13 protein-coding genes are annotated in these 14,989 nt (G+C 63.4%); 4 read left to right on the top strand and 9 right to left on the bottom strand.

Annotated elements, in window-relative coordinates:
* Positions 1 to 45 precede the first annotated feature (45 nt).
* On the top strand, positions 46 to 1,479 hold the full coding sequence (locus tag LNV07_RS17730; RefSeq protein ID WP_263572509.1) for a homospermidine synthase: 1,434 nt from the start codon (positions 46 to 48) through the stop codon (positions 1,477 to 1,479).
* Here LNV07_RS17730 and polX read toward each other — a convergent pair.
* The 4 genes from polX to LNV07_RS17710 all read right to left on the bottom strand — a co-directional run bounded on the left by polX (position 1,466) and on the right by LNV07_RS17710 (position 6,264).
* Positions 1,466 to 3,262, bottom strand: coding sequence for a DNA polymerase/3'-5' exonuclease PolX (gene polX, locus LNV07_RS17725; protein ID WP_263572508.1), 1,797 nt, complete (start codon positions 3,260 to 3,262; stop codon positions 1,466 to 1,468). The genes LNV07_RS17730 and polX overlap by 14 nt on opposite strands.
* A gap of 178 nt (positions 3,263 to 3,440) precedes the next feature.
* On the bottom strand, positions 3,441 to 4,721 hold the full coding sequence (locus LNV07_RS17720) for a TRAP transporter large permease (RefSeq protein ID WP_263572507.1): 1,281 nt from the start codon (positions 4,719 to 4,721) through the stop codon (positions 3,441 to 3,443).
* Positions 4,718 to 5,281, bottom strand: coding sequence for a TRAP transporter small permease (locus tag LNV07_RS17715; protein ID WP_263572506.1), 564 nt, complete (start codon positions 5,279 to 5,281; stop codon positions 4,718 to 4,720). Before LNV07_RS17715 ends, LNV07_RS17720 begins: the two co-directional genes overlap by 4 nt.
* Positions 5,282 to 5,310: 29 nt before the next feature.
* The gene (locus LNV07_RS17710) at positions 5,311 to 6,264 is read right to left on the bottom strand and encodes a TRAP transporter substrate-binding protein (RefSeq protein WP_263572810.1); all 954 of its coding nucleotides are present in this window, start codon (positions 6,262 to 6,264) and stop codon (positions 5,311 to 5,313) included.
* Positions 6,265 to 6,500: 236 nt separating this feature from the next.
* Here LNV07_RS17710 and LNV07_RS17705 point away from each other — a divergent pair, with 236 nt between their 5' ends.
* The 3 genes from LNV07_RS17705 (at position 6,501) to LNV07_RS17695 (ending at position 11,302) form a co-directional block, all read left to right on the top strand.
* A complete protein-coding gene (locus LNV07_RS17705; RefSeq protein ID WP_263572505.1) occupies positions 6,501 to 8,513 on the top strand; it encodes a sensor histidine kinase in 2,013 nt (670 codons plus the stop codon).
* Positions 8,506 to 9,117, top strand: a complete 612-nt coding sequence (locus LNV07_RS17700) for a response regulator transcription factor (protein ID WP_263572504.1) — start codon at positions 8,506 to 8,508, stop codon at positions 9,115 to 9,117. Before LNV07_RS17705 ends, LNV07_RS17700 begins: the two co-directional genes overlap by 8 nt.
* A gap of 184 nt (positions 9,118 to 9,301) precedes the next feature.
* Positions 9,302 to 11,302 (top strand): tyrosine-type recombinase/integrase, encoded by a 2,001-nt coding sequence (locus tag LNV07_RS17695; RefSeq protein ID WP_263572503.1) that lies wholly within the window; start codon positions 9,302 to 9,304, stop codon positions 11,300 to 11,302.
* A 44-nt stretch (positions 11,303 to 11,346) separates the two neighbouring features.
* On the opposite strand, the gene nagZ is transcribed toward LNV07_RS17695, so the two are convergent.
* Genes nagZ through recO form a run of 5 tightly spaced genes read right to left on the bottom strand, consistent with a single transcriptional unit; the run spans position 11,347 to position 14,971 of the window.
* A complete protein-coding gene (gene nagZ / locus LNV07_RS17690; protein ID WP_263572809.1) occupies positions 11,347 to 12,423 on the bottom strand; it encodes a beta-N-acetylhexosaminidase in 1,077 nt (358 codons plus the stop codon).
* Between the two features lie 12 nt (positions 12,424 to 12,435).
* Positions 12,436 to 12,843, bottom strand: a complete 408-nt coding sequence (gene acpS / locus LNV07_RS17685) for a holo-ACP synthase (protein ID WP_263572502.1) — start codon at positions 12,841 to 12,843, stop codon at positions 12,436 to 12,438.
* A complete protein-coding gene (locus tag LNV07_RS17680) occupies positions 12,840 to 13,361 on the bottom strand; it encodes a GNAT family N-acetyltransferase (RefSeq protein ID WP_263572501.1) in 522 nt (173 codons plus the stop codon). The genes acpS and LNV07_RS17680 overlap by 4 nt, the downstream gene beginning before the upstream one ends.
* A gap of 9 nt (positions 13,362 to 13,370) precedes the next feature.
* Positions 13,371 to 14,162: a pyridoxine 5'-phosphate synthase gene (locus LNV07_RS17675; RefSeq protein ID WP_263572500.1), complete on the bottom strand. Its 792-nt coding sequence runs from the start codon at positions 14,160 to 14,162 to the stop codon at positions 13,371 to 13,373.
* Positions 14,163 to 14,176: 14 nt separating this feature from the next.
* Complete coding sequence (gene recO, locus LNV07_RS17670) at positions 14,177 to 14,971, bottom strand: DNA repair protein RecO (RefSeq protein WP_263572499.1); 795 nt, start codon at positions 14,969 to 14,971, stop codon at positions 14,177 to 14,179.
* Between the last annotated feature and the right edge of the window lie 18 nt (positions 14,972 to 14,989).

Raw genomic sequence — 14,989 nt, 5'->3', positions numbered from 1 at the left:
GCATCGCGTCGGACTCGGCCGCGTCACACGTCGGTTCCAGCTCAAATGAGCCCCTCGTCCTTGCCCGAATCTTGGCGTTTTGACGGCCGCTTGGTGATGGTCGGCTTTGGCTGTATTGGCCAAGGTGTGTTGCCCCTGCTCTTGCGGCATTTGAAGATGCGCCCCGATCGCTTGCTGGTGCTGGCACCCGAGCAAGGCCTGGGCGACTACGCGGCGATGACCGAAGCAGCCGGCGTGCGCTATCTGCCCTTGGCCTTGACGCCGGAGAACTATCAGCAAGCCTTGGACGGCCAATTGTCGGCGGGCGACTTTTTGCTCAATTTGTCGGTCAACGTCAGCAGCGTGGCGCTGATCGGCTGGTGCCAGGCGCATGGCGTGCTGTATCTGGACACCTGCATCGAGCCCTGGCTGGGAGGCTATATCGACCCTGCTTTGGGCCTGGCCGAGCGCACCAACTATGCGCTGCGCGAGGCGGCGCTGGCCTTGCGGCACAAACCGTCGCGTGGCCCGACCGCGCTGCTGACCCACGGGGCCAATCCGGGTTTGGTCTCGCATTTTGTCAAGCAGGCCTTGCTGACCTTGGCGCGCGACCAAGGCCTGCCCGACGCGCAGCCTTGTGGCCAGCAGGAATGGGCCGGCCTGGCCGAACGCTTGGATGTGCGGGTGATTCATATTGCCGAGCGCGACACCCAAAGCGGCGGGCCGCGCAAGCAGCTCAACGAGTTCGTCAACACCTGGTCGGTGGAAGCCTTCGTCGATGAAGGTCGGCAACCGGCCGAACTGGGCTGGGGCAGTCATGAACGGGCGCTGCCGGCCGATGGGCGCCGCCATCAAGCGGGGTCGCAGGCTGCCATCTATCTGCAGCGGCCCGGCGCGGCCACGCGGGTGCGCAGCTGGACGCCGCTGAGTGGGCCCATGCATGCGTTCTTGATCACGCATGCCGAGTCGATTTCGATCGCGAACTACCTGACGCTGGGCGACCCGGCCCGGCCGCGCTACCGCCCGACCGTGCATTACGCCTACCACCCCTGCGATGATGCGGTGCTGTCGCTGCATGAGTTGGCCGGCCGCAACTGGCAGCTGCAAAGCCGGGAGCGGGTCTTGAAGGAAGAAATCAGCAGCGGCATTGATGAGCTGGGTGTGCTGCTGATGGGCCATGCGAGCGGTGCCTATTGGTATGGTTCCCGTCTGTCGATCGGGCGCGCACGCGAGCTTTGCCCGCACAACAGTGCCACCAGCTTGCAGGTGACGGCGGCGGTGCTGGCCGGTGTGTTGTGGGCGATTCGCAAGCCCGACCAGGGATTGCTGGAGCCCGATGAGCTGCCTTTTGAAGAGATCATCGGCCTGTGTGGACCCTACTTGGGCGAGATGGTGGGCGCCTATAGCGACTGGACACCACTGCAGGGACGTGGCTGGTTATTTGATGAGACTCTCGATCTCGACGACCCCTGGCAGTTCTGTAATTTCAGGGTGACTTGAGCGGCTCCGCGGGCCGCGACATGCTCGCTTGCAGCAGCGGCATCAGCTCGGCTAGGCTGCGCGTATTCAGCACATCGGCAGGCGTCAGCCAGGCCCGGCGCGCTTGGTCAATGCCGAAGCGCAGGTGATTGAAGTCATGCCTGCCATGCGCGTCGGAATTGATCGACACCAGCACACCCTCGGACTTGGCCATCTGGCAAGCCAGATCATTCAGATCCAGCCGGGCCGGCTGGGCATTCAGCTCGACGAAGCAAGCCCGCTCGCGCGCCTTGCGAAGTACCCGTTGCAGGTCGATGTCATAAGCCTCGCGCTGCTCGAGCAGGCGGCCGGTGGGGTGGGCCAGAATGCTGAAATAACGCTGATCCATCGCACGCAGCAAGCGCTCGGTCTGGCGCTCGCGGGTCAAATCAAGACGATGGTGAATGGCGCCTACAACCAGATCCAGCTCGGCCAGCGCGCTGTCGGGCAGATCGAGGCTGCCGTCTTCCAGGATATCGACCTCGATGCCCCGGAGCAGCTTGAAGTCCGTCCATTGCTGATTCAGTTCAGCGATGCGGTCGCGCTGCTGAGCCAGTCGATTGGCGTCCAGCCCATGGGTGAGTGCCAAGCGCGGCGAATGCTCGGTGATGGCCAGGTATTGCAAGCCTCGGGCGCGGGCGGCCTCGGCCATAACTTCCAGGCTGTCCTGGCCATCGCTGGCCTGGCTGTGGGCATGCAGGTCGCCGCGCAGATCGGCCAGGGCGATCAGCAGCGGCAAACGTCCTTGCTGCGCGGCGGCCAGCTCGCCACGGTCCTCCCGCAACTCGGGCGTGATCCAGGCCAGCCCCAAGCTGGCATAAACCGATGCTTCATCGGCGCCGGCCATGCGCGCCAAACCGGCCTTGGGCTGGCTCTTGCCCGGCTCATCGGCAGACTTGTAGACACCATATTCATTGATCTTCAGCCCACGCTGCTGAGCCATGCTGCGCAGCCCGATGTTGTGGGCCTTGGAGCCGGTGAAATAAAGCCAGGCCGCGCCGAAGCTATCGGCGCTGAGCACACGCAGATCGACCTGCATGCCATTGCGCAGCAGCACGCTGGCCCGCGTGGCGCCGGCGGCCAGCGTCTCGCCCACATCGGGCAGCCGGACAAAGGCCTCGATCAAGGTGCGGCCCTCGCGCGCATGCGCCTGCACCAGCAGGTCGAGATCACCGATGCTGTCCCGGCGTCGACGCAGGCTGCCGGCCGCTTCGGCGCGCTCCACGCCGGCCATGGCGCGCAGCTGGGTGAGCAAACCCGCGGCGATGGCCTCGGCGCGGTCGAGCCTATAGCGCTTGGCCTGCTGCGGGCGATCCTGCGTCGCGGCGAGCAGGCGCTGGCGCAGCTTGGGTCCGAAACCCTTCAGCTCGGCCAAGCGCCCGCTGAGCCCCGCCCGACGCAAAGCGGCCACGCTGTCGACGCCCAATTGCTGATGCAGCAGTTGCACGCGTTTGGGGCCCAATTGCGGCAGCCGCAATAATTCGCTCAGGCCGCTCGGCAACTGCTGGCGCAATTGGTCCAGCAGCGTGCAACTGCCGCGGGCCAGTACCTCGGCGATCTTGCCGGCCAGATCCGGCCCGATGCCGGGCAAGGCGTCGAGATCTTCGCCCCGCTCATGCATATCGCTCACATTGCGACCCAGCTCGCTCAGCATGCGTGCGGCGTTACGGTAGGCGCGGATGCGAAACGGATTGGCATCCTGCAGCGTCAGCAACTCGGCGATTTCGTTGAACACCGCCGCAACTTCAAGGTTTGGCACCGGCATGGTCTCTACCTTTGATGACTCTCCGGTCGATCAGCGTAAGAGGCTCGGCCGGCGAGCCATTGCTTGCGCGCAAGCCGACGTCATTCATACCGCCGCCAAACGCCGTTTCGCCATGGAAAAAGCCCGCCAAGGCGGGCTTTTGGTTGGGGCGATCTGGAGGAGCTCGCCGGTTGACCGTTTACTTCATCAGCAGATGCGGCAGCCACAGCGAGATTGCCGGCACATAGGTGACCACGCCGAGGAAGATCAGCATCGTCAACAACCAAGGCCACACCGCCACCGTCAGCTCCGAGATGCCCATCTTGGTGATGCCGGAGGCTACATACAGATTCAGCCCCACCGGTGGATGGCACATGCCGACCTCCATATTGACGATGATCAGGATGCCGAAGTGAACCGGATCAATACCTAACTTGATCGCCACCGGGAACAGGATCGGCGCCAGGATCAGAATGATCGAGCTCGGCTCCATCACATTGCCGGCCAAGAGCAGCAAGATATTGACCACCAGCAAGAAGGCCACCGGGCCAAAGCCCTGGCCGATCAGCCAATCAGCCATCGCCTGCGGGATGTTTTCGCTGGTCATCAGGAAGCTGAACAGCACCGCGTTGGTGATGATGTAGAGCAGCATCGCGCTCATGCTGGCCGAGTCAAGCAAGACCTTGGCGACGCGCTTGAGCGGCAAGTCCTTGTAGATGAACACGGCCACGATGAAGGCATAGACCGCCGCCATCGCTGCCGCTTCGGTCGGTGTGAAGACGCCGCTATAAATGCCGCCCATCACCACCACAATCAAGAGCAGTCCCCAGACGCTTTCACGGAAGGCCGCCCAACGCTCGCCCCAACTGGCCTTGGGCAGGCGCGGGTAGTTGTTCTTGCGCGCGATGAACCAGGTCGTCGCGCCCAGGGCGGTGGCCAGCATCAGACCCGGCACCACGCCGGCGATGAACATCGCGCCGACCGAGGTGCTGGTCGAGACCGAGTACATCACCATCGCGATCGAGGGCGGGATCAAGATACCCAGCGAGCCCGAGGTGGTGATGATGCCGGCGCCAAAACGCTTGGGGAAACCCTGCTTGACCATGGCCGGCAGGATCACCGAACCGATCGCGACCACAGTGGCAGGGCTTGAGCCCGACACCGCCGCGAACAGCGCGCAGGCCGCCACACCGGCCAGCCCCAAGCCACCATGCCAATGGCCGATCATCGAGCTGGCGAAGCGGATCATCCGCCGCGCCACCCCGCCATGGGTGAGGAAGTTGCCGGCCAGGATGAAGAAGGGGATCGCCATGATCTCGAACTTCTCGATGCCGGTGAACAGCTTCAAGGCGACCGACTGGACCGGCACATCGGTCAGCGTGAACAAAAAGGTCAGCACGGTCAGGCCGAGCGAGATGCTGATCGGCATGCCGGTCAGCATCAGCACGATCAGCAGGACAAAGATGATGGTGGCATTCATGCTTTTGCACCCAATTGAGTTTCGGTCTCGAGGCCTTCAACATGGCCGTGATCATGGTGCGGCAACTCACCTGTTCTGCTATAGCTCCAAGCGACTTGCAGGAAGCGATAGCACATCAGCGATGAGCCCAGCGGTACGCATAAATACACCCACCACATCGGGATCTCCAAGTCGGCCGAGGTCTGGTCGGTCTGCGCGATATGCCAGACAAAATTGCCGCCCAAGGTGGCCACCGTGCCGGTGAACAAGGCACCGGCAAACAAGCCGAACAAGACCAGGTATTGCTGTGGCTTGCCGCTCAGCTTGCGCAGCACCACGTCCACGCCGACATGGATGCCGGTGCGCACGCCGTAGGCGGCGCCGAATTTGGCCATCCACACGAACATGAAGATGCAAAGCTCTTGCGCCCAGCTGAGGTTGATCTGCACCGTGTAGTCCTGTATCACCGGGATACCGGACACGTAACGGTGTACGACGGCGACAAAGATGACCAAGGTGGCCGCGCCGATGAGGAAGGCAATCAGCCATTCCTCCAAATGATTGAGCAGTCGATTGATCATCTTTGGATGCCTCCTGATGCCGCGTCGATTTACTTGGGCGCGCTGAAATTAGCGGCCTTGTAGACGGCATCGATGGTGGCCTTGCCGACGCGCGACTCCATCTCCTTGTGCACCGGCATCAGGGTCTTCTTCCACTCATTGGTTTCGGCCTCGGTGGGCGCGTAGATGAGGCTCTTGCCGCTGGCCTTGATCTTGTCCAGCGCCGCGGCGTTCTCGGTCGAAGCAATCGCATTGGCAAAGGTCGTCGCCTGCTGCATCGCACCCTCAAGTTGCGAACGGATGTCGGCCGGCAGACCGTCCCAGAACTTCTTGTTGACAATCACCGCATAGGCCAAGTGACCATGGTTGGACAGGGTGATGTGCTTTTGCACCTCGAAGATACGCTGGGTGTAGAAGTTGGACGGCACGCCCTCGGTCCCGTCGACCACGCCCGACTGCAGCGCCTGATACAACTCGCTGAAGGCCATCACCTGCGGGATCGCACCGAGCGCGCGCATCTGCGCGTCCAGCACCTTGCTGGACTGAATGCGCATCTTCAGGCCCTTGAAATCGGCCGCCGCATGCAGCGGCTTGTTGGCGCTCATGATGTGGAAACCGTTGTCCCAATAGGCCAGGCCCTTGATGCCCTTGGGCTCAAGCTTCTTGAACAGATCGGCGCCGACCGGGCCTTCGGTGACCGCACGGAAAGCACCCTGATCCTTGAAGATATAGGGCAGATCGAAGACCTCGAAGTCCTTCACGCCCAAGGGGCCGAATTTGGCCAGCGACGGTGCCAGCATCTGCACCGAACCGAGTTGCAGCGCTTCGAGTTCTTCCTTGTCCTTGTAGAGCTGGCTGTTCGGATACAGCTCGACCTTGACCTTGCCGCCGGTGCGCGCTTCGGCCAACTCCTTGAAGCGCTGCGCGCCCTTGCCCTTGGGTGTATCGGGTGCCACCACATGGCTGAACTTGATCACGATCGGCGCCTGCGCCTGCGCCAACATGGGCAGAGCCAGGGTCAAGGCGCTAAGCGTGCTCAGCACCAGACGGCGCGCACGGAATGGGGTCTGAAAGTTAGGCTTGTTCATCAAGGTCTCCAAAGCATGGCACTGATAAAAAGGGGGCTTGGCCACTGTGGGCCGATTGTGAAAGCTCGGCTGCCCGCCGGGTAGTTGTGGAGTTCCACATTTCGCCGAGCGTTATGACCCCGATGGCGAGGCTGACACGTAGACTTTGCGTCATGCCCCTACTTCAAACCGCATCCCATCCAGCCAGCCAAGCCAGCACCGACATCACCAGGCTGGCCCTCATCCGCAGCTGGCTATGGGCCTTGCCCTTGTTCTTGTCCCTAGGGTTTGTACTGGGCGTGCTGCTGTGGGCGCGCAATAACGAGGCGGAAGAGCGGGTGCTGCAACGCCAGACCATGATCTCGGATGCGCTCAGCACCGAGGCCCAACTGCGCGCCAAGCTGGATGACGAGATTGGCCATCTGCGTGAACTTGCATCGCGCTTGCAGGGTCAGGCGCCGACCGCGGCGAGCCTGTCCGCCCAGCCCGAATTGAATGCCGGCCTGCGCCGGCTCTGGCTGTCCGTCACCTGGCTGGATGCACGCAATCGCATCCAGGCGCAGCTACCAGCCGCGATTGAAGGCCAGCGGGCCGTTGAAGAGGATGGCCTGTCCCTGCACCTGACCGCCCCGGTGGGTGCGAAGGGTGATGAAGGCATATTGGTCGTGCGTTATGCACCGGCGCTGCTGCTCAAGCGCGGCGTGCCTTGGTGGCTCGGCCACAAATACGATATCCAGATGGTCGACAGCGCCGACCAGGTGATTGCCTCCAGTGTCGAGGGCAGCGTGCGCTTGGCGCAAGGGACAAGGCCGAGCTACCGGGTCAGTTTTCCCGGCCCCTTGCGGGCCAGCCCGCTGACCGAATCGGCACTCACCGACGCGGCGCTGGAGCTGACCTTGCGCGACCCGCCTGCGGCCACGATCCGGCCCCTTGCGCTGGTGCTGATCGCCGGTTTTTTGCCGCTGATTGCCGGCGCCAGCTGGCTGCTGCGCCGCCAAGTGCGGCGGATCTCGCGCGCCGAAGCCGCCTGGCGAACCGAGGCGGCCTGGCGCCGCGCGATGGAAGACTCGGCCCTGGTCGGGCTGCGCGCGCGCGATGCCGAAGGCCGCCTGCTCTACGTCAACCGCACCTTCTGCGATATGGTCGGCTTCAGTGCCGCCGACCTGCTGGGCCAACGCCCGCCGATGCCTTATTGGCCGCCCGATGCCTTGGAAGAAATGACCGCCCGCAACCGGCTCAATCTCGCCGGCCACGCCCCGCGCGAGGGCTTCGAGGCGCGCTGGCGCCATGCCGATGGCCACACGCTGGAAGTGATGGTGTTCGAATCGCCGCTGGTCGACGCTGCAGGCCGGCAGATCGGCTGGATGGGTTCCATCATCGACATTGCCGAACGCAAGCGCCTCGAGGAAGGCGAGCGCCGCCAGATCGAGGCCATGAGCAATAACGCCCGCTTGACCATGTTGGGCGAGGTCGCCTCGACGCTGGCGCATGAGTTGAATCAGCCGCTGACGGCGATCGCCAGCTACAACGCCGGCATCGGCAATTCGCTCGCCAAGCTGGGCGTCACCGACGCCACCGTGCTGGGAGCGCTGCAGCGCCTGGGCCAGCAGGCCGCGCATGCCGGCCGCATCGTGCAGCGCATACGCGAGTTCCTGACCCGCCGTGAACCGCAGCGCGAGGCCTGCGATCTTCAGCAGGTGATCACCGACGCGGTGGCCTTGCTGAGCCGCGAGTTGAGTCGCGCTCAGGTGCAAGTGAATTTGCAGTTAGCCCAGGACTTGCCGCCCTTGTTTGCCGATGCGGTGCTGATCGAGCAAGTGCTGATCAATCTGGTGCGCAATGCAGCCGATGCCTTGCAGGCCAGGGCTGACGGGCGCCGGATCGAAGTTCGCAGCAGTCGGGCGACGAGTTCGGCCGCAGGGCTTGAATTCCTGCGCGTTGACGTGATGGACAACGGACCCGGCTTGGGCGGGCGCCGCATCGAGACCCTGTGTGCGCCCTTCTATTCGACCCGACGCGAAGGCATGGGCATGGGCTTGGCGATTTGTCGCTCCATCATCGAAGCCCATCAGGGCGTGCTGGACGCCGGAGAATGCGCACTCGGCGGCGCGCGCTTCTCCTTCAGCCTGCCCTTGCATGGACTTGAAAGCGACGCCGCCGGCAGCGGAGAATCCGAGCATGACTGAAGCTCAAATATTTCTGGTCGACGATGACCCGGCCGTGCGCGACGCCCTGGCCTTCTTGCTCGGCTCACGCGGCCTGCGGGTGGCGAGTTTCGACGGCGGCCCGGCCCTGCTGGCGGCGCTGGATGCCCTAGCGCCGGTCGGTCCGCCGGGCGTGTTTTTGCTCGATGTGCGGATGGAGCCGATGACGGGCACCAGACTGCATGACGAGTTACTCGCCCGGGGCCTGCGCAACCCGGTGCTATTCCTGACCGGCCATGGCGACATCCCGATGGTGGTGGAGGCGCTCAAAAAAGGTGCCTTCGATTTTCTCGAAAAACCCTATAGCGATAACGCGCTGGCCGATCGGCTTGAGCAGGCGCTGGCGGTTGACGCGGCGATGCGCATAGTCGGCGCACACGCCGACGAACGGATGGCCCGCATGGCCAGCCTGACCGAGCGCGAACGCGAGGTGATGGGTCGCGTGGCCACCGGCAAGCTCAATAAGGTGATCGCCGACGAGCTGAATGTGTCGGTGCGCACCATCGAGGTTCACCGCGCCCGCGTGTTTGCCAAGTTAGGTGTACGCTCGGCGGCCGAAGTGGCGACGCTGCTGGCGCAGGGCTGACGGCTGGAAGCGATACAGTTGCGAGCGACGGATCCCAGCGACCGTCATTGCAACGGCCCTGCTCCGACCTCGGGACTGGGCCCGGCGGGATTAGATTAGCCATCGCTTGAATGACGAGACAAGGTGCGACGTGAGAAACCACAGCAACAGCCAAGACCAGGTCTTTCCCGCCGGATTTACCCCGATGTCTATGCCGACCCTGGACAACGGCGGGCGGGAGATGCCTAACGGCGCCCGCATGCGGCGACGGGTATTGGTGTTTTTCGGCGTTTTCATCGTCTGTGCTGTGGCGAGCCTCAGTTTGAATTTCCTACGCCCGCCAATCTACTTATCCAGTGCTCGAGTACAGATCAGCCCGCCCGGCAAACTCGGCAGCGGCGAGGCGCCCCCGAGCGCCGACAACAAAAACCTTGCCTTCGCGCTTGAACTGCAAACACTCAACAGCCGGCCTCTGCTGGAGAAGGTGGCCGCACGCCTGAGCGAGCAAGGGGAACTGAACGGGATTGAGGGCGACAAAGTTGCAGCCCTGCAAACCATGTTGAAAGTCAACGCGCTTGAGGGCGGCAATATTGTTGAGCTCGCGGCCAGCGGAGCGCCGGCCGCCCTGTTGGCAAGGCTGGTGAATACCTTGATCGAGGTTTACGGCGAACATCAGGCACAGGCGGGCAACGATTCATCCAAAACCGAATTGACGGAGGCGCGCGAGGAGGCTCGCGTGATGGATCAGCGGGTGGACGAAAAGAAACACGCAGTGGAGACCTTTCGCCAGCGAGCCGACATTGTGTCCAGCGAGCGCGATGAGAATCAGACCCTCGCGCGGGTCAAGGGCCTGAGCACATCGCTGAGTGCATCAACCGACCGCGAGGCGATCGCTGAAGGCCGAGTTCGCGCGCTGGAGCAGGCCGTCAACGAGGGCAAACGGGCACCCCAGGCCAAAGACAATTCAGCGGTCGTCGCGATGGAACAGCGCTTGTTGCAGATGCGCGAGGAATGGCGAGCGCTGGAGCGCCAATTCACGCCGCAGTTTCTGGACATGGATGCCAATGCTCGCGCGCTCAAGACGCGGATCGGCAATCTGGAACAGCAGCTCACCGAGGAGCGCGGCAAGAGCCAGCACACCGCTTTGGCCGATGCCCGCGAGGAACTCGCCAGCTCAAAAGCGACGACGCAGCGCCTGCAGCAACAGCTGGCACAGGACAAACAATCGGTGCACTCGTTCAGCCGCCGTTTTGGCGAATTCCAGACCATCCAGGACGAATTGCGCGGCCTGGAGAAGATGCAACAAGCCAGCCGCCAACGCTTGCTGGCACTTGAGGCGAGCGAGCTGAGCCGCAAGCCTCGGATGAAGGTGCTGGAGGCTGCCGTGGCCGCCGAAACAGCCTGGCGCCCCCTCTACTGGCGCGATGCGGGTCTCGGCCTCGCCTTGTCGCTCTTGCTCGGTTTCTTGGCGGTGTGGTTCGTCGAATTTTTCAATCGCGTCGAACCCAGCGCGGCCGGCCCGGCCACCGTCATCATTGCACCACCTTGGGTCGGCGCCGCTCAGTCTGCTCACGCCCAACTCGGCGGCAGCGCGCCGGTGGGTTCGCTGCCGGGCATGGCCCCAATGCAGCAACTGTCGGCACCATCGTCACAAGGCTTGCGCGAGCTTGCTGACGCCGAGATTCGCAGTTTGCTGCTCAACGCTTCGGCCGAGAACCGGCCCTTGCTGATGTGCTTGCTCTGTGGCCTGACCCCCGCCGAGTTGCTGGCCCTGCATGTGTCGGATCTTGATGACCGCGCAAAAACCTTGACGGTGGCCGGCAAACCAAACCGACTCTTGCCCCTGGACGGCCCATTGAGCCTCTTGTTGACGGGAGCAACCGAAATGCCGAGCCAGGGGGCGCTCTTCACGAACACAGGTGGCACAGCGCTGACGACCGAGGAAGTCGCTGCGCTGGTCACCAGCAGCGCCTATGACGCCAATCTCGTCGATGCACAGAGCATCACACCCGAGACACTGCGCCACAGCTATATCGCGTTCTTGGTGCGCCAGGGGCTTCGATTCAGTGACTTGAACAAGCTCGTGGGCTGGCTCTCTTCGGACACCTTGAACGGCTTGGCAGCCATGGCGCCGGACTTTGAGCGCGTCGGTCCCGAAGCGATCGATCAGCTACTGCCGGCCTTGCGAAACTTCAATCCGGCTTGAGGCAAGGTCGGCCTCGAACTTCGGCTCGGTTCAGGCCGAACACCTCAGCTCAGGCTCACCAGAGCTTGGTGATAGGCCGGCTCATGCATCAGCTCGTCCCAGGTCAGGGGCGCGGTTTGCGGCAGCAGGCCGGCGCGCCGGGCCTCGCTTTCGGCGCTTGGCAACCAACGGCCCTGGGCCTGAGCCTGGCTCAGATCGGCCAGCACCTCATCGAGGGCGCTGCCCTCGTCAACGCCGGATTGATTGCACAGCAAGACCATGTCACAGCCGGCCTGCAAAGCGGCCAGCGCGGCTTCGGTGTAGCCGATGGCTTGGCCGTCCAAGACGCGGGCGCCGGCCATGCCGAGATCGTCGCTGAAGATCGCGCCGCCAAAGCCCAATCGCTCACGCAGAATTTCCTGCAACCAGCGGGCGCTGAAGCCAGCCGGCCGGGCATCGACCTTGGGGTAGATCACATGCGCCGGCATCACCGCGCCCATGCTCATGACCAGCCATTCAAACGGCTTCGCATCCTCGGCCATGATGGCCTTGAGGCTGCGCTTGTCGACCGGCACGTCCACATGGGAGTCGGCCTTGACGAAGCCGTGGCCGGGGAAATGCTTGGCGCATGAATGCATGCCGGCCAGCAAGAGGCCGTGCATCAGGCTCTTGGCCAGCATCGCCACCACGCGCGGATCGCGGTGGAAGCTGCGGTCGCCGATGACGCTGCTCTCGCCATAGTCAAGGTCGAGCACCGGCGCGAAAGAGAAATCCACGCCGCAGGCGCGCAGCTCGGCGGCCAAGACATAACCGGCCGCCGTGGCGGCAGCGGTGGCGCGCATCGCGTCCTCCATCCACAACTCGCCCAAGCTGCGCATCGAAGGGATGTGGGTGAAGCCGTCGGTCTGGAAACGCTGAACGCGGCCACCTTCATGGTCGACGGCAATCAAGACATCGGGGCGGATCGCCTTGATCTGCGAAGTCAGCGCGGTCAGCTGAGCACGGCTCTCGAAGTTATGAGCGAACAGGATCAGGCCACCGACCAGCGGGTGCTTGAGCCGGCGTCTATCGTCGCTGTCCAGCGCCAGCCCGGCGATATCGAGCACCAGCGGGGCGTGGATCGATGCTTTGTCTTCGCTCATCATCATGATTGTTCAGTCCTTGTTCTTTGCGTCAATTTCAACGATTACAAAAGTGCTGGCGTAGTCGGTCTCGTCGCTGACCGAGACATGGGCTTTAAGACCCTTGCCCTCAAACCAACGCGCTAACTCGCCATGCAAACGGATTTCGGGCTTACCGCTGGCGGCCTTGACGATTTCGCAATCTCGCCAGGTCATCGGCATGCGCATGCCCATACCAATCGCCTTGGAGAAGGCCTCCTTGGCGGAGAAGCGCGTGGCCAGATAGCTGACGCCGCGCGCCGCGACCTTGGCGCTGCGCTCGCGAAAGACCGCCATCTCATGCGGCCCCAGCACCTTCTCGGCGAAGCGCTCACCGCGCCGCTCCAAGGTGTCGCGGATGCGGCGGATGTCGCAGATGTCGGTGCCAATGCCGTAAATCATTCAAAGCGCTCCATGGCGGGCCAGCCCAGCACCTCGTTACGGTGCTGCTCGCCACCCAGCTCGAACCAGGTTTCGCCCCAAAGCGTGGCGCCTTCGCGGCGATAAAAACGCAGCGCATCTTCATTGCCTACCCAGGCGCTCAGCCACAAGGGATGCTCGGGCCACTCCCGCCGGCACTGAAGCAGCAGGCGGGCACCCAAACCTTGGCCTTGGCTGCGCGGCGCGACATAAAGCCGCTTCAATTCGACGCTAGGACCGTCCGAATCAGCGGGGCAAGGCGACGCATCATCAAGCTGCGCCCAGGCCAACAAAGTATTGCCCCGCTCGACCAGCCAATGGCGACCCAAGTCCAAGGCTTGACACAGCAATTGCTCATCGAATTCACGCTTCAGGTAGTCCGCCACATCGCCATTGACACCGTCGATGGCATAGCGATCCAACCAGACCCAACGCGCCAAGGCTGCGATACGCAGGGCATCGTCGGGTCGGGCCCGCCGCATCAAGACATCCGCCATCATCGCTTCGGCCTACAAAGACGCGTAGGCACGCTGAATGCAGCGTTGGTAGTCGCGCACCGTCTCGGTATAGCCGAGCTCCAGCGCATCGGCCACCAGCGCGTGACCGATCGAGACCTCTTGCACGCCCGGCACGGCGCGCAAGAACGTCGTCAGGTTGTCCCGGTTCAGGTCATGACCGGCATTGATCCCGAGTCCAAGTGCCAGCGCCGCCTCGGCGGTGCGGGTAAAGCCGGCCAGCACTTCGGCCTGCCGTTCGGTCCCGAAAGCGCTGGCAAATGTCTCGGTGTAGAGCTCGATGCGCTCGGCGCCGAGTTCGGCGACGTAGGCCATCGCCTCAGGAATCGGATCCATGAACAAGCTAACCCGCACACCGCAGGCCCGCGCCTCGGCCACCAAGGGGCGCAGTCGTTCCATGTCGGCCGGGAACTGCCAACCGTGATCGGAAGTGAATTGATCCTCGCTGTCGGGCACAAAGGTCACCTGATGCGGGCGCAGTTCTCGCACGAAATCCATCAGGTTCTGCGTCGGGTTGCCCTCGATGTTGTACTCGGCCTGCGGCCAGGCCTTCAGCAGGGCCGCCAGCTCATGCACGTCTTGCGTGCGGATATGGCGAGCGTCCGGGCGCGGATGCACGGTGATGCCTTGCGCGCCGGCCAACAGACAAGCCTCGGCCGCGCGCAACACGCTGGGAATCCCCAAATGGCGGGTATTGCGCAGCAACGCGACCTTGTTGACATTGACCGACAAGGCGCAGCGCGAACCATGCGGGTGGGAGTACTCGGGAGCGACAAGTGGATTCATGGGTGGCTCATCATTCAATCAAGAAGTTTCTGCAGATCCTGCATGACCTGGCGCGTGCGCAGCGGCCGTTGCCCCAGATGATAGTGAAGCAGGCCGCGCAAGGTCGACCGCAAGGCCGGCAGCAGCGGCGCACAAGCCTGCTGCAGCGCTGCCATGCTGCCATGCAAGAGGGCAGCCTGCAGTTGCACCAAGGCCAAACCGCTGAAGGCCGGCGCGTCTGCAAGTGGCGGCACCACCCCGGCCTCGGCAGTCAGCATGTATTGCCGGTCCAGATCAAGTGGCTGCTGGGTCAAGGTCGACAAACTCAGATCCGGCAGCAGACCAATTTCCAGCAATAGCCGCAACTCGAACGCACGCAAGGCCGCTTGCGACTGCGCATCGTCATTCGCATGCAGCTGTGGCAGCGTGGCGGCATAAGCATCAAACAAGGCGGCATGCGGGTCTTGGCGGGCCAGCAATTTGAGCAACAACTCGTTCAGGTAATAGCCGGAAAATAGCGCCGCGCCGGCGGGCATGGTGGCGCCACCCGCCCATTCGGCGCCGCGCAACGTGACCACCTCAGGCCCCGGCGCGTCGCCGATGCCATCCGTCGATTTGACCGGTTTGGACAGGCTGACCTGGATGCGCTGAAACGGCAGCAAGACCGCGCGCAATTGCGAATAAGGACGCTTGGCACCCTTGGCCACCACGGCGATGCGGCCCTGCTCACGCGTGAACAAATCCAGGATCAGACTGGACTCGCTCCAGTCGTAGTGATGCAGCACAAAAGCCTGCTGGATCGCGGGTGCGCGTGCGCCGCGAGTTGCCATCCGCCTGAATCCCGGGTT

This window comes from Roseateles oligotrophus, assembly GCF_025717515.1.
GTDB lineage: Bacteria > Pseudomonadota > Gammaproteobacteria > Burkholderiales > Burkholderiaceae_C > Paucibacter_A > Paucibacter_A oligotrophus.
Note: the sequence above shows the minus strand (reverse complement) of the source record. Positions and strands in the feature narration are given on the sequence as shown.

What these genes read in the sequence shown, in the direction of transcription:
- LNV07_RS17730 (WP_263572509.1), top strand. Translation starts at nt 46, where the DNA reads ATGAGCCCCTCGTCCTTGCCCGAATCTTGGCGTTTTGACGGCCGCTTG.
- polX (WP_263572508.1), bottom strand. Translation starts at nt 3,262, where the DNA reads ATGCCGGTGCCAAACCTTGAAGTTGCGGCGGTGTTCAACGAAATCGCC.
- LNV07_RS17720 (WP_263572507.1), bottom strand. Translation starts at nt 4,721, where the DNA reads ATGAATGCCACCATCATCTTTGTCCTGCTGATCGTGCTGATGCTGACC.
- LNV07_RS17715 (WP_263572506.1), bottom strand. Translation starts at nt 5,281, where the DNA reads ATGATCAATCGACTGCTCAATCATTTGGAGGAATGGCTGATTGCCTTC.
- LNV07_RS17710 (WP_263572810.1), bottom strand. Translation starts at nt 6,264, where the DNA reads ATGTTGGCGCAGGCGCAGGCGCCGATCGTGATCAAGTTCAGCCATGTG.
- LNV07_RS17705 (WP_263572505.1), top strand. Translation starts at nt 6,501, where the DNA reads ATGCCCCTACTTCAAACCGCATCCCATCCAGCCAGCCAAGCCAGCACC.
- LNV07_RS17700 (WP_263572504.1), top strand. Translation starts at nt 8,506, where the DNA reads ATGACTGAAGCTCAAATATTTCTGGTCGACGATGACCCGGCCGTGCGC.
- LNV07_RS17695 (WP_263572503.1), top strand. Translation starts at nt 9,302, where the DNA reads ATGTCTATGCCGACCCTGGACAACGGCGGGCGGGAGATGCCTAACGGC.
- nagZ (WP_263572809.1), bottom strand. Translation starts at nt 12,423, where the DNA reads ATGAGCGAAGACAAAGCATCGATCCACGCCCCGCTGGTGCTCGATATC.
- acpS (WP_263572502.1), bottom strand. Translation starts at nt 12,843, where the DNA reads ATGATTTACGGCATTGGCACCGACATCTGCGACATCCGCCGCATCCGC.
- LNV07_RS17680 (WP_263572501.1), bottom strand. Translation starts at nt 13,361, where the DNA reads ATGATGGCGGATGTCTTGATGCGGCGGGCCCGACCCGACGATGCCCTG.
- LNV07_RS17675 (WP_263572500.1), bottom strand. Translation starts at nt 14,162, where the DNA reads ATGAATCCACTTGTCGCTCCCGAGTACTCCCACCCGCATGGTTCGCGC.
- recO (WP_263572499.1), bottom strand. Translation starts at nt 14,971, where the DNA reads ATGGCAACTCGCGGCGCACGCGCACCCGCGATCCAGCAGGCTTTTGTG.